23 protein-coding genes are annotated in these 22,421 nt (G+C 62.4%); 1 reads left to right on the forward strand and 22 read right to left on the reverse strand.

The window, feature by feature from the left end; translation table 11 throughout:
* Window positions 1–167: 167 nt before the first annotated feature.
* From hypB to FSO04_RS32260, 19 genes are all read right to left on the reverse strand, one after another.
* Window positions 168–1,184: a hydrogenase nickel incorporation protein HypB gene (gene hypB, locus FSO04_RS48370; RefSeq protein ID WP_154565628.1), complete on the reverse strand. Its 1,017-nt coding sequence runs from the start codon at window positions 1,182–1,184 to the stop codon at window positions 168–170.
* Window positions 1,184–1,513: a hydrogenase maturation nickel metallochaperone HypA gene (gene hypA, locus FSO04_RS32180; protein ID WP_097392783.1), complete on the reverse strand. Its 330-nt coding sequence runs from the start codon at window positions 1,511–1,513 to the stop codon at window positions 1,184–1,186. The genes hypB and hypA overlap by 1 nt, the downstream gene beginning before the upstream one ends.
* An 18-nt stretch (window positions 1,514–1,531) precedes the next feature.
* The gene (gene hypE / locus FSO04_RS32185) at window positions 1,532–2,623 is read right to left on the reverse strand and encodes a hydrogenase expression/formation protein HypE (protein ID WP_154565629.1); all 1,092 of its coding nucleotides are present in this window, start codon (window positions 2,621–2,623) and stop codon (window positions 1,532–1,534) included.
* Entirely contained in the window at window positions 2,620–3,891 is a 1,272-nt protein-coding gene (gene hypD / locus FSO04_RS32190) for a hydrogenase formation protein HypD (protein WP_154565630.1), read from the reverse strand. Before hypD ends, hypE begins: the two co-directional genes overlap by 4 nt.
* Window positions 3,888–4,604: a D-sedoheptulose-7-phosphate isomerase gene (locus tag FSO04_RS32195; RefSeq protein ID WP_154565631.1), complete on the reverse strand. Its 717-nt coding sequence runs from the start codon at window positions 4,602–4,604 to the stop codon at window positions 3,888–3,890. Before FSO04_RS32195 ends, hypD begins: the two co-directional genes overlap by 4 nt.
* Window positions 4,605–4,634: 30 nt before the next feature.
* The gene (locus tag FSO04_RS32200) at window positions 4,635–4,964 is read right to left on the reverse strand and encodes a HypC/HybG/HupF family hydrogenase formation chaperone (RefSeq protein WP_154565632.1); all 330 of its coding nucleotides are present in this window, start codon (window positions 4,962–4,964) and stop codon (window positions 4,635–4,637) included.
* A 129-nt stretch (window positions 4,965–5,093) separates the two neighbouring features.
* Window positions 5,094–7,505 carry a carbamoyltransferase HypF gene (gene hypF / locus FSO04_RS32205; RefSeq protein ID WP_154565633.1) on the reverse strand — a complete coding sequence of 804 codons (2,412 nt, stop codon included), beginning with the start codon at window positions 7,503–7,505 and terminating at the stop codon, window positions 5,094–5,096.
* 24 nt (window positions 7,506–7,529) lie between these two features.
* Entirely contained in the window at window positions 7,530–7,631 is a 102-nt protein-coding gene (locus FSO04_RS48835; protein ID WP_372342547.1) for a DUF6893 family small protein, read from the reverse strand.
* A 111-nt stretch (window positions 7,632–7,742) separates the two neighbouring features.
* Window positions 7,743–8,294 (reverse strand): hydrogenase maturation protease, encoded by a 552-nt coding sequence (locus tag FSO04_RS32210; RefSeq protein WP_154565634.1) that lies wholly within the window; start codon window positions 8,292–8,294, stop codon window positions 7,743–7,745.
* Window positions 8,291–9,739, reverse strand: a complete 1,449-nt coding sequence (locus tag FSO04_RS32215) for a hypothetical protein (RefSeq protein ID WP_154565635.1) — start codon at window positions 9,737–9,739, stop codon at window positions 8,291–8,293. The genes FSO04_RS32210 and FSO04_RS32215 overlap by 4 nt, the downstream gene beginning before the upstream one ends.
* Window positions 9,736–10,383: a DUF6084 family protein gene (locus FSO04_RS32220; RefSeq protein ID WP_154565636.1), complete on the reverse strand. Its 648-nt coding sequence runs from the start codon at window positions 10,381–10,383 to the stop codon at window positions 9,736–9,738. Before FSO04_RS32220 ends, FSO04_RS32215 begins: the two co-directional genes overlap by 4 nt.
* The gene (locus tag FSO04_RS32225) at window positions 10,376–11,011 is read right to left on the reverse strand and encodes a DUF5947 family protein (RefSeq protein ID WP_154565637.1); all 636 of its coding nucleotides are present in this window, start codon (window positions 11,009–11,011) and stop codon (window positions 10,376–10,378) included. The genes FSO04_RS32220 and FSO04_RS32225 overlap by 8 nt, the downstream gene beginning before the upstream one ends.
* Window positions 11,008–11,610: a NifU family protein gene (locus FSO04_RS32230; protein WP_154565638.1), complete on the reverse strand. Its 603-nt coding sequence runs from the start codon at window positions 11,608–11,610 to the stop codon at window positions 11,008–11,010. Before FSO04_RS32230 ends, FSO04_RS32225 begins: the two co-directional genes overlap by 4 nt.
* The gene (locus tag FSO04_RS32235; RefSeq protein WP_154565639.1) at window positions 11,607–13,421 is read right to left on the reverse strand and encodes a nickel-dependent hydrogenase large subunit; all 1,815 of its coding nucleotides are present in this window, start codon (window positions 13,419–13,421) and stop codon (window positions 11,607–11,609) included. Before FSO04_RS32235 ends, FSO04_RS32230 begins: the two co-directional genes overlap by 4 nt.
* A gap of 48 nt (window positions 13,422–13,469) precedes the next feature.
* Entirely contained in the window at window positions 13,470–14,528 is a 1,059-nt protein-coding gene (locus tag FSO04_RS32240; RefSeq protein ID WP_154565640.1) for an NADH-quinone oxidoreductase subunit B family protein, read from the reverse strand.
* A gap of 374 nt (window positions 14,529–14,902) precedes the next feature.
* Window positions 14,903–15,958: a HoxN/HupN/NixA family nickel/cobalt transporter gene (locus FSO04_RS32245; protein WP_154565641.1), complete on the reverse strand. Its 1,056-nt coding sequence runs from the start codon at window positions 15,956–15,958 to the stop codon at window positions 14,903–14,905.
* Between the two features lie 159 nt (window positions 15,959–16,117).
* Window positions 16,118–16,498: a copper resistance CopC family protein gene (locus tag FSO04_RS32250; protein ID WP_154565642.1), complete on the reverse strand. Its 381-nt coding sequence runs from the start codon at window positions 16,496–16,498 to the stop codon at window positions 16,118–16,120.
* A 30-nt stretch (window positions 16,499–16,528) separates the two neighbouring features.
* Complete coding sequence (locus FSO04_RS32255; protein WP_154565643.1) at window positions 16,529–17,425, reverse strand: hypothetical protein; 897 nt, start codon at window positions 17,423–17,425, stop codon at window positions 16,529–16,531.
* Between the two features lie 105 nt (window positions 17,426–17,530).
* Window positions 17,531–17,965, reverse strand: coding sequence for a DUF2946 domain-containing protein (locus FSO04_RS32260; protein ID WP_154565644.1), 435 nt, complete (start codon window positions 17,963–17,965; stop codon window positions 17,531–17,533).
* 153 nt (window positions 17,966–18,118) lie between these two features.
* Between FSO04_RS32260 and FSO04_RS32265 the strand changes: the two genes are divergently transcribed.
* Window positions 18,119–19,462 carry a TAXI family TRAP transporter solute-binding subunit gene (locus tag FSO04_RS32265; protein WP_154565645.1) on the forward strand — a complete coding sequence of 448 codons (1,344 nt, stop codon included), beginning with the start codon at window positions 18,119–18,121 and terminating at the stop codon, window positions 19,460–19,462.
* An 18-nt stretch (window positions 19,463–19,480) separates the two neighbouring features.
* Here FSO04_RS32265 and FSO04_RS32270 read toward each other — a convergent pair whose 3' ends face one another.
* The 3 genes from FSO04_RS32270 to FSO04_RS32280 form a co-directional block, all read right to left on the reverse strand.
* Complete coding sequence (locus FSO04_RS32270; RefSeq protein WP_154565646.1) at window positions 19,481–20,197, reverse strand: ProQ/FinO family protein; 717 nt, start codon at window positions 20,195–20,197, stop codon at window positions 19,481–19,483.
* Between the two features lie 96 nt (window positions 20,198–20,293).
* A complete protein-coding gene (locus FSO04_RS32275; RefSeq protein ID WP_154565647.1) occupies window positions 20,294–21,658 on the reverse strand; it encodes an ATP-binding protein in 1,365 nt (454 codons plus the stop codon).
* Window positions 21,658–22,317, reverse strand: coding sequence for a response regulator (locus FSO04_RS32280; protein WP_154565648.1), 660 nt, complete (start codon window positions 22,315–22,317; stop codon window positions 21,658–21,660). The genes FSO04_RS32275 and FSO04_RS32280 overlap by 1 nt, the downstream gene beginning before the upstream one ends.
* Window positions 22,318–22,421: the final 104 nt, after the last annotated feature.

Below are 22,421 nucleotides of genomic sequence, written 5' to 3' on the forward strand. Positions count from 1 at the left end.
AGCATTAGCGGTTTGAGCTGCTTTCTCTTGCCTACTTCTCTTTGCAGCCGGCAAAGAGAAGTAGGTGCCGCCCCGCACAGGGGCAACGCTAATAGACCACTAACAAAACAAGGAAAGGCCAAAGCCCCAAGAACACTGACAAAAGCGCCGAGCAGGCACAAAAACCCCTACCGCATCGCCCGAAGCCACGCATACCAGGCGTCCATTCCTTCACCGCTCTGCGCCGACACCCGCAAAATCTCAATCCCAGGATTGACCTTCCGGGCATAGCCAATACACTGCTCGACATCAAACCGCAAATACGGCAACAGATCGATCTTGTTCAACAACAACAACGAACAAGCCCGAAACATATTCGGATACTTGATCGGCTTATCCTCGCCTTCCGTGACGGAAAGAATCAACACCTTGGCCCCTTCCCCAAGATCGAACAACGCGGGACACACCAGGTTGCCGACATTCTCGATCATCACAACCGAATGCATCGGCGGATCGAGCTGCGTCAGTGCTCGCGACGCCATCTCCGCATCCAGATGACACCCCGTGCCGGTGTTGATCTGAACCACACGTGCTCCCGTTGCGCGAATCCGCTCGGCGTCGTTGAGCGTCGCCTGGTCGCCTTCGATCACCGTGAGCGGCAACGTCTCGCCAAGATCGTGGATCGTGCGCTCGAGCAATGTAGTCTTGCCCGCGCCCGGTGAACTCATCAGATTCAACGCGAGAATCGATCGCCCCGCCAGCCAGCCGCGATTACGCTCAGCCAGCAATTGATTCTTCGCCAGAATGTCCTGTTCCAAGGTGATTGACGTGACGTGCTCGCTCCCGTGGGTGTGCGGGTGATCATGCGTGTGGGTATGACCGTGCGCGTGGTCGCCGTCATGTGAATGCTCATGCGGATGTGAATGCGCGAGGACACCGTCGTGCGAATGTTCATGCTCGTGATGGCGCGGATGCTGCGAGTCGTGTGAATGTGGCTGGCCGTGCACGTGCGAGTGGCTCTGCGGATGCAGGTGTGCATGCTCCTGCTCATGTTCACTCACTCGCCGATACGACGGTTCACGCGTGCCGACTGCCGCGCCTTCTCGCGTAGCTTGCGATTGCGCTTCCGCCTGCGCCGCCTCCTCCGCATCCAGATCGGTCACCGCCGCGCCCTGCGTATTCGAGCATCCGCATGTCGTACACATCACACCACCTCCATCTGCCGGATCTTCAACTGCTGCCCCGAAATCAGTTCGAGATTGTCGCTCCCGCATTCGCACTGCCCAAACGGCACATCGATGTCGAGCGTCTCGCCGCACGCGAGGCAACGTGCCTGCCCTGGCATCTCGATGATTTCCAGGGTCGCGCCCTCCACCGCCGTGTCCTTCGCGCAGACGTCGAAGCAAAACCGGATCGCGTCCGGCATCACCGCCGACAATCGCCCGATCTCCAGCGTCACCCTTCTCACGCGCGCGCCGTTGGCCTGTTCCGCGCAAATCTCGACGACGCTGTTGGCAATGCTCAACTCATGCATGGCGCACTCCTCCAGCGATCAGCAGATACGTGGCAACTGCTCGCCAACCAGCATATCAACGATGCGCTGGCCGCCGAACGCGGTCTGCATGACGACTAGACCGTCGGCACCTGCCTCACCTGCCTCTACGGTACCGATTGCGGCCGCCTCGCGCCCAGCCGGATGCGCGCGCATGGCAGCGAGCACCCGCCCGGCTGCATCGGCGGGCACGACGGCCACCAGCTTGCCCTCATTAGCCAGATACAGCGGATCGAGGCCGAGAATCTCGCACGCGCCCTTGACCTCCTCCCGCAACGGCAGGTCCGCTTCACGCAGCCGTATCGTCACGTTCGAACTCTGTGCGAATTCGTTCAACACGGTCGCGACGCCGCCGCGAGTCGCATCGCGCAAACAATGAATCTGTGGGCACGCATCGAGCATTACCGCGATCAACCCATTGAGCGGACAACAATCGCTTTCCACATCGGCTTCCAGCGCAAGTTGCTGGCGCGCGACCAGAATCGCCGCGCCATGATCGCCGAGATAACCGTTGACGATCACAACGTCGCCAGGGCGCGCGTTGCGAGCCGAAATCGACACGTCGCGGCGCACCACGCCGATGCCGGCGGTGTTGATAAAGAGCTTGTCCGCGCAGCCGCGTTCGACCACTTTGGTATCGCCCGTCACGATCGCGACGCCCGCTTCGAGCGCGACCCGCTGCATGCTCGCGGCAACACGTCGCAAGATATCGACGGCAAGGCCTTCTTCGATCACCACCGCGCATGAGAGATATAACGGTGTTGCTCCGCATACGGCAAGATCGTTGACCGTTCCCGATACAGCCAGAGTGCCGATGTCGCCGCCTGGAAAGAACAATGGATCGACTACGTAGCTATCGGTCGTAAACGCGAGACGGTCCCCATGCGTCGCAAGATCGGCGAGCGCGAAAACGGCCTGATCCTCCAGCGCCGCGAGCGTGGGATTGTCGAAGGTCGAGACGAAAACGTCTTCGATCAAATCCCGCATCGCGCGGCCACCGCCGCCATGTGCGAGATTGACGGAAGCGTCGCGTATGTGCGCCACGCGGCGGGGTGCCATCGGCTGCTGAGGATCGGGCACGCGGTCGTTCATGAATGGCCTCGCGTGGTGGACGCATAGGCTGCATCGTCGATCAGCGCAGGCACATCAGGCATAACGGCCACGCCGCTTGCGCCAAGGCACGCCGGGGCCGTCGCGTCGGCTGATTTCACGCTCTGCCGCGCAACGCGCCGCTCATCGATCCGCGACGTATCGATACGCCCATAGTTGTAGTAAGCCGCGCAGGCGCCTTCGCTCGACACCATCAACGAGCCGAGCGGAGACTCCGGTGTGCAGGCGGTGCCGAACACTTTGCACTGATGCGGTTTGATCACGCCCTTCAACACCTCACCGCATTGGCATGCTTTCGGGTCCGCGATCTTCAGGTTTGGCACGTCGAACTTGCGCTCCGCGTCGAAAGCGGCAAACGTCTCACGGACCCTGACCCCCGAGTGATCGATAGAACCCAGTCCGCGCCATTCGAAGAACTCGCGCGTCTCGAACACGCGCATCACCGCCGACAAAGCCTGCGCATTGCCGTCCTCGGTCACGATCCGGCCATACTGGTTCTCCACCTCGCAGCGCCCTGTTTCGATCTGCCGCAACACCATCCACATCGATTGCAATATATCGAGCGGCTCGAATCCCGCCACCGTGATCGGCTTGCGATAGTGCCGGGCGATAAAATCATAGGGCCGTGTGCCGATCACCATGCTGACGTGCCCCGGGCCAAGAAAACCGTCGAGATGCAAATCGGGCGAATCGAGAATCGCCTTGATGGTCGGGATGATCGTGATGTGATTGCAGAACAGCGAGAAATTGTGGATCTTTTGCGCATGCGCCTGCAGAACCGTCATCGCGGTGCTGGGCATGGTCGTCTCGAAGCCTAGACCGAAGAAGATCACCTCCCGGTCCGGGTTTTGTTGCGCGATCTTCAAGGCGTCGAGCGGCGAATAGACCATCCGCACGTCCGCGCCGTCGGCTTTCGCTTTCAGCAGGCTCTTCTTCGAACCGGGTACGCGCATCGCGTCACCAAAGGTCGTGAAGATCACTTCCGGACGCTCGGCTAACGCGACGCAATCGTCGACGCGGCCCATCGGCAGCACACACACCGGACAACCTGGGCCATGCACGAACTCCACCGTATCGGGCAGCATTTGCTGAATGCCGTAGCGGAAAATCGTATGCGTATGGCCGCCACACACTTCCATGATTTGCAGCGACCGTTGTTTGGCACGCTCGATGCGGGACACCAGCGCGCGGATTTCCTTCTCCAGCGTTTTTGCTTTGTGCGGGTCACGAAACTCATCGACGTATTTCATGGTGCACCTCCCTCCGCCGAGCTGGCCAGGCCAGCCGAACCGGCGAGGCCGCCGCGGTCGTCCGCAAGCAGCGTGTGCACGAGGTCCCACAGAATGTGATAAATCGCGACGTGGGTCTCCTGCACGCGATGAATGCTGTCACTCCTCACCACAAGGCAATGATCGACAGCGGCACTGGTGGCCATGCGTCCGCCATCGTGACCGGACAATCCGATAGTCAGCAGACCCATCTCTTTCGCTTTCGCAAAGGCAGTCAGCAGGTTTTCGGAATTTCCGCTGGTCGACACGCCGATTAGCGCGTCGCCACGCCGGCCTTGCGCCACCAGCTGCCGCACGAAAATATGGCTAAAGCCGACATCGTTGCCGACCGCGGTCATCATGGCCGTGTCAGCCACGAGGTTGATGGCGGTGAGTGCCGGGCGACCCGTGGTCACCGGATGCAAAAATTCGACGGCGATATGCGAGGCGTCGCAACTCGAACCGCCATTGCCCATGGTGAAGAGCCTGCCGTCGCGGCGGTACATCTCGGCAAGCGCGTGAGCAATTCGCACCACTACTGGGCCGTTTTCGTCGAAGAAGCGTTGTTTGGTGTCGACGCTGTCCTTTGCTTTCAGACGCACTGAATCGAGCAGCGCCGCGTCGAGCTTGTCCGCGTCCTGGCGTGCGCCGTGCAGGAACGGATACAGCGTCTGCAGGGATTCATGTTCGGGCATGCCGGCCTCCGTTGGCTTCCGATCAGACGCTTAAGGCGCGCTGCGCAATTCTTCGCGCAGTTCGTCCCGCAGTTCGTCCCGCAGTTCGCCCATCCCGGCGATGTCATTCATCTCGCCCTGCGCGACGCCCAGTTCGTGCAATAACGCGAGCGTGCGCGCCGCTTCCTGCTCGTCGAGCCGGCTCATCGCGAAGCCCACGTGCACCAGCACCCATTCGCCGATGCACGAGTTCGCCGTCCGTCCCTCGCCGATCACGAAGGCAATGTTGATCACGCGCCGCACACCGCCGACGTTGACGAGCGCGAGATCGTTCGCCGCGTCGGTCACTTCGACGATCTGTCCCGGGATGCCCAAACACATGGTGTTCTCCCATCAGCCCGCTTTTGTGCTGCTACTTTTGCACCGCTACTTCCGCCCAGCGACCTCTGCACCGCTACGTCCGAACGGCCGGCTCTACATCGCTACTTCCACGCCGCCTCTACACCACATTCAAAACCCCTCGCGCCCCTGGGCCGCCGCCACAACCGCCTGCCCTAGCGACAACCCGCCGTCGTTGGCCGGCACCTGCCGGTGCGTCAGCACCCGAAAACCCGCAGCGCCGAGCCGCCCGGCTACCTGTTCGAACAGGATACGATTCTGGAAAACACCACCAGACAACACCACACTGCGTGCATCGACCGGGCCTGTCAGCAGGTCGGCCAGGCATTCGACCATTCGGACGATCGCAATGGCCAGCCCCTTGTGAAACCGCGCCGCGACGACCGGCACGGATGTGCCGCGCAACAGGTCGTCGAGCAAGGTCTCCCACATCGGCCGCGGCTCGATGCAACGCAGACCGTCCGGCATGGTGCTGATGATTTCAAACGGGTACGCATGGGCGTCGCTGTCGTTCCGCAGCGCGTTCAGATCGACCAGCGCCTCAAGTTCGATAGCCGCCTGCCCTTCGTAAAGCACGCGTTCCCGGCACACGCCGAGTGTCGCCGCCACAGCGTCGAACAGACGGCCCACTGAGCTTGCCAGTGGACTATTGACGCGTTGCGCGATCATCGTATCGAGCGCGTCGCGCGGACGGCTGCTGAGGAACTGCTGTACGTCGAGCCCAGCGTATTGCCGCGTGAAGCCGCGCCAATCGAATGCCGCCATCAGATGCGCGTAAGCATTGCGCCACGGTTCGTCGATCGCGCGTGTGCCGCCGGGCATCGCAACGGGTTTGAACATGCCGAGACGCGTGAAACTGCGGTAATCCGCCAGCATGAATTCTCCGCCCCACAGCGTGCCGTCGTTGCCATAACCGAGACCGTCGAGTGCGACGCCGAGCATCGGCAGCGCATCGAGCGCCACGCCGTTTTCCGCCATGCACGCGGCGAGATGCGCGTGATGATGCTGCACTTCGACCACCGGGACCTGCCACGTTTGTGCGAGTTCATAGCCGATCTTGCGCGACAGGTACTCGGGATGAAAGTCGAGCGCCACCGCCTGCGGCTCATGTTCGAACAGGCGCAGATACTGCGCCACCGAGCGACGATAGTCCGCATAGGTCAACGCGTCTTCCAGATCGCCGAGATGGTGCGAGACGATCGCCTGTGCATTGCCCGCAAGACAGAAGGTGTTCTTGAGTTCGCCGCCCATTGCCAGCACCGCCGGCGTTTCGGCGAAACCCGCCGGCAACCGCAACGGTGCCGGCGCATAGCCGCGCGCGCGCCGCAACACACGCGGTTCGCCCTGCACCACGCGGGCCACCGAATCGTCGACCCGGCGTGCGATATCGCGATCGTGCATCAGGAAGACATCGGCAATGCGGCCGAGACGTGCTCGGGCATCGGCGTTATCGATGCACGGCGGCTCGTCGCTCGTGTTGCCGCTCGTCATCACGAGTGCCGTGTCGATCGACTCCATCAGCAAACGATGCAACGGCGTGGACGGCAGCATGAAACCGAGCGTACCCACACCCGGCGCGACGCCAGGTGCAACGCACTCCGCGCCGTCGGCACGCAGGATGACGATGGGTCCGGCCGCGCTATGCAGCAACGCGAGTTCCGTCTCGTCGGGTTTGCAATAGCGGCGTACGGCCTGCAGATCGCGCGCCATCAACGCGAACGGTTTGCGCTCGCGCCGTTTCAATTGACGCAGACGGGCGACCGCGGCCTCATCGCAAGCGTCGCAGGCAAGCTGAAAGCCGCCCAGCCCTTTGATCGCGACGATCGAACCATGCCGCAACAGCAGGCTTGCCGCACGACAGGGATCGTCGCCGTCAGCCCGTGCGCCGTGCCGGCTTTCCAGCCAGACACGCGGGCCGCATACAGGACACGCGACCGGTTGCGCGTGAAAGCGCCGGTCGGCGGGATTCTCATACTCGGCGCGGCACGCTTCGCACAGGTCGAACGCGGCCATGGTTGTGTTGGCGCGATCGTAGGGTATGGCCTGAACGATCGAAAGACGTGGCCCGCAATGCGTGCAGTTCGTAAACGGATAACGGTAACGGCGATTCGCCGAATCGGCGATCTCGGCGGCACAGTCCGCGCAGATCACTGCGTCAGGCGTGACACCGGTCTGCACATGGCCGGTCTCGCTTGCCACGATGCGGAAATCGCTGCCCTGGGCCGCTTCACTCAGTTGATGCCGCTCGATCGCGTCGATGCGTGCGAGCGGCGGACACTCCGCGCTCAGGCTTTCGATGAAGCGCTGCAGCGTCCACGCATCGCCCCACGCATGAATCAGCACGCCGTCGCTATCGTTGCGCACGTCGCCGACCACGCCGCACGCATGCGCAAGCCGCCATACGGTCGGGCGAAAGCCGACGCCTTGCACCAGTCCGCGCACACGGATTTCCTCGCCGAGAGGTCCGTGGACCGCCGGGAGTGGAGGTGAAGACTGTCCGGCAGGTTGTGTTTGCGTGCTCATGGCCACCTCCCTGACTGTTGTCGCCTACATGTTGCGGATACGGATATAGCGCTTGATGTCCTTCATATTCGCGATCACGCCGAGCACCAACGCCGGCAACAAGAGGTACTTCAGAAAGCCTTTCATGACGCCTCCCACTTCAGTTATTTCACACCGTATCCGGGACGGTCCACCGCTTAACCGCTCCGTCCGTCAGCGCGTGCGGACGGCCACTCAACCGCCAGGCTGCCCGGTCGCTCAAACCGCCCGTGCGGGCAACCGCTCCGTCCTTGCCATCACAAGCGTCACAGCCAGTTCGACCGCCTGCTCGACGACCGCTGCCACCGTGCCGCTCAAGCCCATCCTGCCTTCCTCGCCATCCTCGAACCCGAAGTCTTGCGGCTCGCAACCGAGCACGACAATGTCCTCGCAGCCCCCTCCCAGCATCCGCACCGTTTGCAGCACTTTGGCCGGATCCATTTCGTGCGGCGATATCAGGATCGGCACCGCATACGGATCGCCGGGTTCATCGCCGACGGCCTCTTCAACGGACGGTTCGATCACATACAGCGTGCCCGGCGCACCGCCGCGCTGCGTCGTGTCGATCAGAATCGCGCTGTCCACGCCGTCGAGCAGCGCATAGCAGAGATCGATGCCGCGAATGCCGAAGTCCGCCACGCTCACGCCGTCAGCGAACGCCGGCAACTCACCGGCCGCCAGTTTCTCCCGCAGACGACGCACCACTTCGACGCCGAAGCCATCGTCGCCGAGGAACACATTGCCGATGCCTGCGACCAGAATCGCGCTCATGCGTGCCCTCCTTTACGACTCGCGTGACTGGGCGAGCCGAATGATCGGGACGGGCTGGCCCCATCGACCAGCGGCTCGATCTCGTCCGGGCCGAAGAAAAACCGATGGCCTGGCATGCGCTGCAGGCCGAAGTCCTTGCCGGGGTCGTCGTCGACCGTCACGGCAACGTGCACGTGATCGTCGAAATCGCGCTCGATCGATTCGATCGTGGCAACCATGCCGCTCAGCGCGATATCGAAGATGTCCGCGCGACCGCGTGGACGCAAACGCACCTGATCGCCGATCCGGATCTCGACGCCCGCCACCCGCACGCAAGCCAGATGCGGCCGTGCGTCGAGCTCCGCCCATGGCGAGACCGGCATGGCGGGCGCTTCCAGCGGTGAAAATCCGCCGACACTTGCCCCGTCGAGTACCCGCACCTGCCGCAACGTGCCATGCAGCTTTTCCATCTGCTCGGCGCCGAGACTTTCGGTACGTGCCAGCAAGGCACGCGCGCGCTCGTCCGTGGCGATCATTTCGCGCTTTTCGTCGTCGGTCATGGTGAGAATACGCAGCGTGAGGATTTCGTCGATCTCCGTGGAGTCGAATAGATCGCCGGCACTTTCAGGCGCAATCTGCGGGAAGTCGTAGAGAATGATCGGCGAGGCGAGCATCGTGTCGGGCTGTTGTTCGTCACCCACGAGAACTGGCCACACGCCGATATTGCGGCTCGCGGCGGCGGCCGCGGCCAGCTCCGTGGGCGGATCGATAGAAGAAATCCAAGTGCCGCCCGCGATGGTCAGCACCGTATGACAGGACACCAGCGCGTACAGCGAAGCCGCATCGCGCTTCAAGCCGTGGGCATTGTCGAGCGGTGTCTCGTTGACGATGCGCACCGTCAAACGATAAACCCCGGCGGCCACACTCGCGGCGCTCAATTCGACGTGGCCTTGCAGCGAAGCGCGGATACGGCGCAGAGCGCCACGCAGCGTGCCTTGCCTGTCCGCGAGCGGTTCGAGATCGCTGGCGGCGTCGAACGAAAACGCGATCTGCAGCGGTGCGTCAAGCAGTTCGCCCATCACCAGAACCGGTACGGCGATGTGCCGCTCTGCCGCCTCCTGCCATGCGGTGTAGCGCCGCTCGTCGATATCGAGCACGGGCACGGTGCGCCAGGCCGGCTCACCCGACTCCGGCCGCGCGGCGGAACCCTCGTCCACATCGAGCACCATTCGCTCGATCACCTGCAGAAAACCGGGCCGCACGGCCACGCGGGTGTGCTTGTCGCCGCGCAGCAGACACTCGGTTTGCGTCACCCACGGATCGCTACCCGACGCCTCGGCATAGTCGCGTGGATACACGCCGCCGAAGGTCCAGCGCTGCCGGTTCTTTACCGAGGTCGGCCGGTACGGATACAACATGTAGCCTTCGTACAGCACCGCCTGAACCACGCTCTCGACCGCATTCACGATATGTCCTCCTCGACGCCGTCAAGCAGGCTCGACACCGCCTGCTCCCAGCTCGTGAGACCCCGCCTGCTTTTGTAACGCGAGAGGCGATCGAACACATCCCGGTGCAAACACAGCCAGGCGCCGTTCGGGTAGTAGCGGGTCATCATGTCGCGCCATAGCGCAACGGGTAGCCGGTACGCCGCTTCCTTGTGCCAGGGAATCGGCGCGGCCTGCAACGCGCCGTCGTCTTCGCGATAGAACACCGTGCCGCTGAATTGCAGCATCAGCGGAATCTCGCCTTCTTCAAGGCCGTGAAAATATTTGGTTGCGGCCACATTGAAGTCGTAGCTGCATGGCACCGGCAAATCGAGCGTGCATTCGCCGGCAAACGGTGGCGCGACTATCGACGTATGCGCCCATAGCAGCGTACGCAGCGTCTCGCCCCAACGCGGCGGCGAACCGAACAGGTCTTCGAGTCCGTACTGCTCGGCGGGCGCGTAGCGGCGCTGCGTCGCTTCGATCTGGATCTGGCATTGCAACGTGATGCTGGCGATCTCTTCCTGCGCCGGCGTATTGGCGATACGCAGCCTGAACGTTAGCAGCGGTGCTGCGGCGAACGGCACGACTTCCGCCGACTCGACAGTGAACCCGAGATCAGGCATGGAGCAAGCCCTCCGGTACCCGGCCATGGGTCTTCAGCGCGGCGAAGAATCGATGAATCGAATCCCACGCCTCCCTGCCGCCGGACAGTCCGCGCCAACGCGCGCGGATCACGCCGGTTAGCGCGTAACACTGGTCGATCGGCACACGGTAATAATCGCGCGCGCCTTCGCTGCGGTTGACCAGCAGCGCTTCGACGTCGGGTTGCAGTTGCGCGAGCAACGGATTTTCCGCGACCAGCTCATCCCACGCCTGCAATTCCAGTAGCGATTGCGTGCCGCCGGCCGGTCCGGGATACAGCGCCACGACGCGTTGCGCCGCGCTGTCATGAAAGAAGAAAGCGATATCGATGGGAATCGCCAGCGCGTCCCATTGCGCATCGCTCATGCGAAAGCCGCCGAGATAGTGCGCGTCGCGCGGCACCGGACGATAGCGCGCATTCTGCTGACTGCCGAACAGCAGCGCGCACGCGCGGCAACAGCAAAAGAGCTGCCGTTTGGCGGTTTCGAACAGATGCGGATGATCGGATAGAAGCGGCAGGCCGCACAACTCGCACTGGATGTCGTCGGCTTTTCGCACGAATTGGCGCAGCCGCGCGACCCAGCCGCGTGTCGGTGCGGCGGGCGTCATTGAGCGCCGGCCTCGGTCCGGCTTGCTACCTCATTTGCCACATCCTTTGTTACGTCATTCACCGACTCGGCGTGATGCGGCACAAAGCGCAGTTCATGCACATTGACGTCCGGCAGACCTGCGATCTCGACGCGCATCGCTTCCGGCGCCGCTTCGAAAATCGAGCGTTCGATTTCCTGCTGCAATTCGCCTACTGAGTTGTGCTTGCCCTGCAGCCGGCCGGCCACGCGCACACGCACGGCCTCTTCCGCCGCGTCGAGCAACTCGATCTGGATGCCCTGTACGCCAAGCAACGGCCGCATCTTTTCGACCGCACGCGACACGCGCGTCGGTAGGTCCTGCGGATGCAGGCCGTGCAACAGCAGCAACGCCGACACGCCGGCGTCGCGCTCGAACGCTTCGATCATGGCGACGTCCATCACGCCCGCCTCCGACACGATCTCCATCAGCCGTGCGAGCCCGTTCGTATGCAGATCGAGAACGACCTGCAGCAGTTCTTTGGCAGGCTCACGCGCGCGCGGATCCTCAAGCGCTTCCAGCGCCGCAATCAATTCGTCGATGCGGCGTTGCTGGGCGACGACCGCGCTCTCGTTGCTCACGTGTGCGCTCCCTGCATCACACCAAAGGTCGGCGAGTGCGACGTATCGATCGTCTTGCCATTGCCGACGTACATATGAACGCCGCACGGCAGGCACGGGTCGAAGCTGCGCACCGCGCGCATGATGTCGATGCCCTTGAACTTGTCCGGTCCGTTCTCTTCGAAGATCGGCGTATTCTGCACCGCGTCTTCATACGGTCCGGGCGTACCGTAGATATCTCGTGGATTGGCATTCCACGGCGTGGGCGGATACGGGTGATAGTTGGCGATCTTGCCGTCGCGGATCACGAGGTGGTGCGAGAGCACGCCGCGCACCGCTTCGTGGAAACCGCAACCGATGCTCTCTTCCGGCACCGTGAAGTCGCTGAACGTGCGAGTGCGTCCCGCGTGCAACTCGGCCAGCGCCTGCTCGGCAAAGTACAAGGCCGCAGCCGCTGAATACGCCTGAAAATAGGTGCGGGCACGATCGCGTTCGATCGCGTTGCTCCACTTCGGAATCTTCCATTCGAATTCGACTTCGGGCTTGAGCGCGGTCTTCGGCAAGTAGATCTTCACGCTGTGACCAGTCGCCTTGATATACCCGATATCGACCAGCCCCGCCAACGCGGTGGCCCACAAGCGCGCGATCGGTCCACCGCCGGTATCGAGCGCAAGGTGATCGCCGGTGCGCTTGTCGAGCCAGCGCGGCGACATCACCCACGTGTAGTTGCCGTCGAATTTCCGCTTCTGCGGATGCGGCAGCGTGGTCTGATTCCACGGATGCTTACGGTCCACCGGATTGCCGAGCGGATCGTTCTTGACAAAGGTCTCTTCGTGATCCCAGTCGTCGTAATAGGAACTGCCCAGCAGGATGCGGATATTCAGGTTGATATCGACGAGATCGGTCGTCACCAGTTCGCCGTCCACCACCACGCCGGGCGTGACGAACATGCCGCGGCCCCATTGCGTCATCGTGTTGTAGTTGTAGTCGCACACGTTCGGGTCCTGGAAAGACCCCCAGCACCCGAGCAGAACGCGACGGCGGCCAACTTCTTCGTAACCCGGTAGCGCTTCATAGAAGAAGTCGAACAGATCGTCATGCAGCGGCACGACTTTCTTCATGAATTCGACGTACTTCATCAAGCGCGTGATGTAATCCGTGAACAACTGAATGGTCGGTACTGTACCCACGCCACCCGGATAAAGCGTCGACGGATGCACGTGGCGTCCTTCCATCAGGCAGAACATCTCGCGCGTATAGCGGCTGACCATCAAGGTCTCGCGATAGAACTCGCCGGTGAACGGATTGAGCGCAGTCATGATGTCCGCGATGGTTTTATAGCCGTGCTTGTCCGCGTGCGGCGCGGGTGTTTTCTGCGCCTTGTCCCACACGCCGGGATTGGTTTCCTTGACCATCCTCTCGCAAAAATCCACGCCCACGAGGTTGTCCTGGAAGATGTTGTGGTCGAACATGTATTCGGCCGCTTCACCCAGATTGACGATCCATTCGGCGATCGCCGGCGGCTTCACACCGTATGCCATGTTCTGCGCGTACACGGAACAGGTCGCGTGATTATCGCCGCAGATTCCGCAGATGCGGCTCGTGATGAAATGCGCGTCGCGCGGGTCTTTGCCCTTCATGAAAATGCTGTAGCCACGAAAGATCGACGACGTGCTGTAGCACTCCGCCACACGGCGGTTCGCAAAATCGATCTTGGTGTAAATCCCCAGACTGCCGACGATCCGCGTAATCGGATCCCAGTTCATGTCGACCAGCTTGCCCGGCGCTGCCTGGGTACTGGTGGTCGCTTCAGGTGCGGTACTAACGGCCATGACCTTCTCCCTGCTGACAAGTCGAATTCCGCCAACTACGCCGCCAGATCAGCGACGGTAGCCGGTAGTGAGTTTCGAACCGTTGTGACGCCATTTCGGCTCGTCGTTGAGCGTGTTCTTGGTCAGCTTGCGCAGACTGCGAATCAGCGGCCCATAACTCTTGATGAGATTCGACGACAGCACCGCTCCCGGCGGCTCATCCATGAACGGCATGAACTTGTCGGGAAAGCCTGGCATCGTGCAACCAATGCAGATGCCTCCCACATTCGGACAGCCGCCAATGCCGGCCATCCAGCCACGTTTGGGCACGTTGCACTGCACGACCGGCCCCCAGCAGCCCAGCTTGACGATGCAATTCGGGCTGCCGTATTCGGTGGCGAAGATCGCCTGTTCGTAGGAGCCCGCGCGATCGCAACCGTCGTGAACGGTGCGCGTAAACAACCACTTCGGCCGCAGTGCCTCGTCGAGCGGAATCATCGGCGCGAGACCCGCCAGTTGATAGAGCAGGTAGAGCAGCGTCTCCATGAAGTTGTCCGGCTGCACCGGACAGCCCGGCACGTTGACGATCGGCAGGCCCGCTTTCGATTTCCAGTCCCAGCCCAGATAGTCGGCGAGACCCATGCAGCCGGTCGGATTGCCTTCCATCGCGTGAATGCCGCCGTAGGTCGCGCAGGTGCCCGCGCCGACCACCGCCAGCGCGCGCGGCGCAAGCCGGTCGAGCCATTGCGGAATCGTGATCGGTTCCTGCGTATCGGGGTCGGTGCCCAATGCGGCCCAATATCCTTCGCGATTGATACGTTCGTTTGGAATCGACCCTTCCATTACCAGCACGAAGTTCTCAAGCTCGCCACGCGCGGCCTGGTGAAACGGCTTGAGAAACTCGTCGCCGTTTTCATACGCCAGTACGGGATTATGCAAATGCACCTTCGGTAGGCCGGGAATCGCACCGAGAATCACGTCCTCGATGCTCGGCTGAGTCGCCGCGGTAATTGATACCGAATCGCCGTCGCAGCCGAGGCCGGCGGTAATCCAGATGATGTGCACTTCCTTGAGAGCCGGCGCGTGCTGAGTCTTGCGCCCATAGGGGACGTTGTCTGCTTCTGCCATGATGAGTGTCTCCACTGCGAACCACGTTCTTTTCAGGTCAGGCAAAGATACGTGGCGAGTGCCGCACGGCAGTCACGTGTCCAGCAATCGATCGATAACGGTTCCGCCCGATGCGGTTAAAAGGATCGGATTTGCTGCATGTATTGTTGGGGATAGGTGCCCACCGTGATGAGCCCGAAAAACTTTTTTGAGTATAGTTCAGCGATACGAAATAACCCAATTTCCGTAACTAACTCACTAAACATCGCGCAGCGTATTGGGTCGATAAGGATTCGAGCGGCGCGCTTGTTGAAATTCTCTGACGATAGCCCTTACGGGTTCAGGTCATTGCCGCGTAAGCGCCATCAATCGCAATCGTTGATATGCCGCAACGCTCATGAGCGGATCTCGAGTTCTTCGAATCGCATCCATTTGTAAACCGCGACCGACAATAACCAGCTCGCCAGAAATACGCCGATGATCGCGTAGCCGATCATGCCGAAGTTCTCATTCAGACTGCCCACCGCCTGCCAGAATCCGCCATTCAGATGCAGCCTGTCCGCGAGTAATCCGAGGCCCTCTATGCCGCCGACAAGAAGCGCGACGAGCACCGAGATTGTCGTGATGGTGACGTTGTAGTAGAGCTTGCGGACCGGCTTCACGAAGGCCCATCCATAGGCGCCCAGCATCAGGATGCTGTCGGTCGTGTCGATCAGCGTCATGCCGGCCATGAACAGCACCGGAAACACCAGGATCGACCAGATCGACATGCCTTGCGCGGCGCCGGCGGCGGATATGCCGAGCAGCCCGACTTCCGTTGCGGTATCGAAACCCAGCCCGAACAGAAAGCCGAGTGGGTACATGTGCCAGCTCTGGCTGATCAGGCGGAACAACGGCCGGAAAATACGCGCGAGAAAGCCGCGATCGGCGAGCAGCATGTCGAGATCTTCATCGACGTAAGGCTCGCCTCGGCGGACGCGCCGAAAAGCGCGCAGCACCGAGCGCAGCACGATCAGATTCAGAAGCGCGATGGCGAACAGGAAGAACGTCGACACCAGTGTGCCGATCATGGCGCCGGTTTCCTTGAAACCACTCATCCGGCTTTGCAACGCCATGGCGGTCGCCGCAATGCCGATGGTCGCGAGAACGACAATGGTGGCGTGTCCAAGCGAGAACATCAGCCCGACCGTCACCGGACGCTGGCCGGACTGCATCAGCTTGCGCGTCACGTTGTCGATGGCCGCGATATGATCCGCGTCCACCGCATGCCTCAGACCAAACGAGTAAGCCAGCAGGCAGGAGCCCATCAGCAGCGGATAACCGCGGAACGCCACAAAGGCCGCCACCCACGCCGCGATATTGAAAGTAAGTAGTAACGCGTAGAGCCATCCGATCTGCCGGCGCTGATGGCCGTTTTCCTCGCCGAGGAGCGCCTTAACAAACTCCGCCATGGGTTCTCTCCCGGGAGGCCTGGGCCGGCTGCGTTGCACAGCCAGGCGCTTGAAGCCTGCATTCGATGATAGTACTTTTCCCGCGCATCCGATCCCCGGCGAGATTGGACACGCCGCGCCATCATTCTTGCGATGACGCGGCGCGGCACGGTTTCAGCGCTACTTCACGTTGAATGCATAGTCGCCGTGCGTGCGATGCCCGTCGGAGGCCACCGCCACCCAGTGCACTGTGTAGTGGCCCGCCGCTAGCGGCGGCAGCGGCACCGCCATCACCGCCGCCTGATGCGTGTCGACCGCGGATTTTTCCGTGTTGACCTGCTTGCCGCTCGCGTCGGTCACCGTCAACGAACTGAATGACGGCTCGAGCGGCCCGTCGAATATCACGCGCACCTGAGCGGGCGACGCCACCGTCGCGCCCGCGCCCGGCTCTTGCTTCTGCGGAAATACATGGGCGAAAGCGGCGCTCGCGAACGCGAACCCGGCAATCAGCAACGGCACCTTCACCGCGGCGCGCAGCCAGTCATATCGATCGTTTTTCATCGCGTGCTCCTGCGTTATGGTGTTGATGCGTTACTGGAAAAGAGGTTTGCCGATCGTGGTCGGCGCGACATCGTCGAAGAAGATATGCGCCTGAACCAGAATGCCCACGTGCGAGCCGCTTGCGTGGTTGATCGGGATTTGCGCTTCAACGCCGAACTGGCCATAACGGTTGATCCAGATGAAGCCCGGATTGACCGTGCCGGTTGTCTGGCCCTGGCTTCTCGAGAGCGGAATTTCCACCAGCGGAATCACGTTCGCCAATGGTTGCGGCAAGCCGATGTCATGCACGTGCTGCTGCAGATACGGCAGGCTGTATTGCACCGTGAAGCCGTAGTTGAACGCGTTCGGCTGCCCCGCACCGGTGGTCAGTGCCGGGCCGGCTTCACCCGTGATCGCGATCGGCCGCAGATAAGCGAGCGATGCCGGAAGATCGCCCATACCCTTGCCGGCGAAAATCGTCGGCGAGATCGTCGAAAAGTTGCTCGCGATCGCGCGGCTTCCCGTGCCGCCAAGTTCGGCGTTCACACCGACCGAGGTCATGAATTCGTGTTCATCGTTGACGTACAGCAGGTACTTCAAACCGACGCCGAAGTTGTCGAAGCCGCGCGCCTTCGGATTGTTTTGCATCGCGTACGTGCCGTCTACCGAGACCGCCAGCCGCGGCGTGATCAGCTTGTCGTACTCAAAGTCGAAGGTATTGATGCTTTGATCGCCGGCGTCGCCCGGTACGCGCTGGTGGCCGTATTCGAGGTTGGCTTCGTCGCCGACACCGGGATCGTCGACGGCCATCGTCGCCGGAAAGATGCGATTACCCGCAATCGCGTGAGCACTGGCGAGTGAAGGAGCGAAGAGAAATACGCCGGCGGTAGCCGCAACGAGCGACGCCGCGCGCAGCGATATCGCGCTGCGCGTTGTCTGGGTTTGCATGGTTCATCCTGTTCATAGGTTGTGACAATGCCGGCACACGCCTCGACAGACGGACGTGCGGCGGCATCGCGATGCGGTCATGGCATCGCAACGGTATGACTCGAATCAGGATGGGAACGGAGGAGCGCGAGGCTGCGCGAAGGTGAGCGGTTCGACGCGGCGAAGCCGCTCGAAGCGGGTCGCGACGGTGTGCTGGACAGCACGGACGGTGACGAAGAACAGCGCCTCGACGCTGGGCACCGCCGGCATGTGGGCGAGCAGACTGCAATAGCCGCAGGCGTCGCCGTCGGACATGGCAGCGTGTTGAGCGTGTTTGCTGCCGGGGTCGTCCGATGCCTGATCCTGCATGGAGGGCATCGAGGACATGGCTTCCATTCCCGGCATGGAAGCCATTGACGGCATCGAGCAATGCTCGCCTTCCATTCCGGCTTCACCGCCGTTGCGTGCGGCGAGCGAATGCGAGATCGTTGGCGCGAGCGTGGCCATCAGGATCGCAAACAATCCCAGCCAACTGCCGATCTTCCGATGGAAACGACTCAAGATGCGCCCGGCGACACGATTAGAAGCTGTCGTGGATTATGCCATGGCCTATCGCGTGTCCTGGCCGGCAAGGCGCCGGTTATGCCGAACATTTCGCCTATATGCTGCAGACAGTGGACAATGCCTCATTCCGGCTATCGGCATGGAGTGCCCATGAAAGCGCATCGCCCGCGTCTCCCGCACTTACCCGGCGATCATTCGCATGTGGAGTGGCGCGATCACACCCTGCCTTACGTCATCGTGGCAGCGCTTTTCGTGCTGATGGTCACGCTGATCGTCTGGCTGGTCGATCCGGCGCCGCCGAAAACCATCACGATGAGCGCGGGCCCGCACGACAGTTCGTTCCTCGTCACCGCGGATCAGTACAAGAAGATCCTCGCCCGCAACGGCATCACGCTGAAGGTGCTGGAATCCGACGGCTCGGTGCAGAACCTGCATCGTCTGCTCGACCCGAAACAGCATGTCGATCTCGCGCTCGTGCAAGGGGGCGTGGCCGACGGGCTCGACACGTCATCGCTGATGTCGCTCGGCAGCGTTTTCTATATTCCGGTGGTGGTGTTCTATCGCGGCACGGGTATCAGCGAGCTTTCAGAACTGGAAGGCAAACGGATTGCAATCGGCCGCGAAGGCAGCGGCACGCGCCTCCTCTCGCTCAAACTGCTGGAAGCAAATGGCATCAGACCGGGCGGTGACACCGTGCTGGTGCCGAGCGACGGCATGCAGGCCGCCACGCAACTCGTGGCGGGCGATGTCGACGCGGCGATCCTGAACGGCGACTCGGCCACGCGCGGCTTGATGCTGCGGCTCCTGAAAGTGCCCGGCATCTCCGCGATGAATTTCGACGAAGCCACCGCCTATACGCGCCTCTTTCCCTATCTCGAGGAGCTCGACCTACCGCCCGGCGTGCTGGATCTCAAGCGCAGAATTCCGCCCGACACCATTCATCTGATCAGTCCAACGGCCGAACTCGTGGCCCGGAGCAATTTGCATCCGGCCATTTCCGACTTATTGATCGAGGCCGCGCAGGAGGTGCATGGCATGCCAGGGCTGTTGCAGCACGCGGGGGAGTTCCCGAGCCCGGTTGCCCATGAATATCAGATCAGCGAAGACGCCCAGCGCTACTACAAGACCGGCAAGAGTTTTCTGTACCGCGCGCTGCCGTTCTGGCTCGCGAGCATTGGCGACCGCACGCTCGTTCTGCTGCTGCCGATGGCAGTGCTGCTGTTTCCGGCGATGCGGCTGATCCCGGCGCTGTACCGCTGGCGCGTGCGCTCGCGCATCTATCGCTATTACGGTGCGCTGATTGCGATCGAGCGCGGCGCGCTCGCCGACTCGACCGAGGAGGAGCGCAAGCAGCTTTTCGCGGAGCTCGATCAAATCGAGGTGTCGCTTAACCGCTTGCGTATGCCGTTGGCATACGCCGACGCGTTCTATGTGCTGCGCGAGCACGTCGGCTTCGTGCGGGTCCGGCTGGCGGCACAAGGCAGCGCCCCTTAACGGGGCGGCCGGCCTTATTTACGCTTCGGCAGTGGCCGACGGTGCTGCCGGCGGCGTTGTCGATTCAGCGGCGGGGGTGTCCGGCGAGGCAGCCTGCGGCTGGCTCTCCGCCTCGGCTTGCGGGGTGGCCGCTGCTTGCGCTGCATCATCAACCGAAACGACCGATGCAGCAGAGGCATTGGCGGACGCGTCAGCCGACGAAGCCGCAGCTTTCGCCGCGCCCCGACCCGCACGATGCGCCTGCAGACGCTGCGCGCCGGCCGCTTCCTGGGCCGTCACCTTGCCTGCTTCGCCACCCGTCAGATCGACGCGCGCGGCACCTTCAACCAGGCATTTCCAGTAGCGGCTGCCACGGCACCAGGTCTTGATCGCGTCGCGCAACTCGGCTTCGCTCAGCGACAGCTCCTTCGCGTGAACCACGAGATCCTCGAAGATGCCGACCTTCAGCGGCAGCTTGGGCGCCGGATTCTTCGGGAAAACATTCGGGAAGCGCTTTTGCAGTCTCCCGATCGATTTCACCACCGGGTCCACCGGCTTCGCGTCGGCCGCGGGCCTGGCGTCAGCCGCCGGCTTGGCGTCGGTCGCTGGCTTGTGACCAGGCGCGGCACGACGCGGCGGCGACGGCTTGCGCGCAGGCTTCGCACCGGGCTTGGCGACCGGCTTGGCCGCAGGCGCAGCTTCGGCGCGTGCCGCAGCCAGTTGCTTCTTCAATTCAGCGAGTTGTTCGAAACCCATAGCGCACAATCAATCGAGAAAGACAAGATTGTAGCAGCGTGTTGAAACATGCTCGTGAGAGGCCGCGCGGCGCCGTGGGCCAGCCGTGGCGAACGGTCAGCTTCTAACCGCCACAGGCGCCGCAACCTCAACCGCCGTCAGGCCAAAAACCGACACGCACAAGCCGAGCCCGCCGGTGTTGTTGCGCAGGGAAAGCCGCAGTTGATGCCGTGCGGCGATCCGCGCCACAATCGCCAATCCAAGTCCGCTGCCCTCGCCCTTCGCCTCTTGCCCTCGATAAAACCGGTCGAAAACCCGTTCGATCTCAGCCTCCGGTATCCCGGACCCGCTGTCCACGACATCAAATCCCACCCGCTCGCCCGACCGTTTCAGAATCACGTCGACACGCCCACCCCGCGGCGTATGCCGGATCGCATTGTTGATCAGGTTGCCCAACAGAACACTCATCCCATGCGGCTCAGCCAGCGCCGTATAGACATCGTAGTTCGCTCGAGCGTCTTCACACACAAGCCCGAGATCGATCTCCTTCGTCTCCGCGAGCAGCGAAAAATCGCCGACGACCTGCTCGCCGATCCGGCGCAAACTCACCGGCACCATCGACGTCACCGGATGCGCGTCCTCACGCGCCAACGTCAACAATTGCTGCACCAGGTGAATGATCCGGTTGACCCGCCCCTCGACGCGCTCCAGCGTTTGCCCCTCGCCCTTTAGCGAGCCGTCACGGGAAGCCGCCTGCAATTGCAGCTTCAGCGCCGCAAGCGGCGAGCGCAACTCATGCGCGGCATCGGCGATAAACGTGCGCTGCGCCTGCGAAGCAACGTTCAGACGTTGCAGCAGATCGTTGAGCGCTTGTACCAGCGGCTTGATTTCGACCGGCACGCTGCCGTCCAGATGCAACGGTTCCAGCGAATCGAGCGAACGGGTCGTCAGCGCGCGCGTCAGCCCGCCGATCGGCGCCAGCCCCCTTGCCACCACCAGCAGCACCAGCACGATCGTCACCGGCACCAGCAGGCCGAGCGGCCAGAGCGTATGCAGCGCCAGAGTCAGCGCAAGGTCCTCGCGCACGGAGATCGGTTGCGCAACCTGGATATAACGGTCACGCTGTTCCAACCCGAACGCGCGCCAGTGACTCTCGCCGCGCTCGACCGTGCTGAAACCCGCAGGCAAACGCGAGAACACCGGCGCCTGCATCGAGTGATAGATGAGCTTGCCGGACCGGTCCCAGATTTCGATCACGACCCGGTCGTCGGCCAGATCGCCCAGGTCGGGATTGCTATGCTCGCCGTCGCCCGCACCGGCCAGATTCGACGGCAACGACAGCGCCACGGTATGCAGTTCGTAGTCGAACAGTTCGCCCGCTTCTTCGCGCGCGGTGTGAAAGATGCCGAAGCCGGCCACGCCCGAGGCCGCGGCCAGCCCGAAAATCAGCCAGCCCAGCAGCCAGCGGCGAATCGACGTCATCAGCACCTCTTCAGACGGTAGCCCACGCCGCGCACGGTCACGACCTGCTCCGCGCCGATCTTGCGCCGCAAGCTGTGTACATGCACTTCGATGGTGTTGCTGCCCACCTCCTCGCCCCAGCCGTATAGCTTCTCTTCCAGCTCAGGCTTGGTGAACACGCGCGTGGGCTCTTCGATCAACGCCTGCAGCAGGGCGAACTCGCGCGGCACGAGCGGCAGCAGTTCGCCGCCTTTGGTGACTTCGTGCGCCGCGGGATCGAGCGTGAGCTCGCCGTGCGCATAGACGGGCTGCTTCTGCCCGGTGCGCCGCCGCAAGAGCGCGCGCACCCGCGCGGCCAGTTCGTCGAGGTCGAATGGTTTGATCAGATAATCGTCGGCGCCCGCATCGAGGCCGCGAATCCGCTCGTCGACCGCGTCGCGCGCGGTCAGGATGATCACCGGCGCGGCGCCTCCGCTCTTGCGGTAGGTATTGAGCACGTCGATGCCGTCCTTCTTCGGCAGGCCGAGATCGAGCAGCACGAGGTCGTACACGCCGTTGCCCAGCGACAGCTCCGCCGCACGGCCGTCTTCGGCCCAGTCGATCGCGTAGCCCGAGCGGCGCATCGCGCCCAACACCGTCTCCGCAATCATGTCGTCGTCTTCGACCAGTAGCAGACGCATGGCCTCTCCTCTCTCCAGTTTGCCCGCATTGTCCGGCCCGTTAGCTTAACGCTTCCTTATGCGTTCCTTATCGGACGCTTAGGTGACGCTGAAGGGAGGCTTAG

Source organism: Paraburkholderia madseniana (assembly GCF_009690905.1).
Taxonomy (GTDB): Bacteria; Pseudomonadota; Gammaproteobacteria; order Burkholderiales; family Burkholderiaceae; genus Paraburkholderia; species Paraburkholderia madseniana.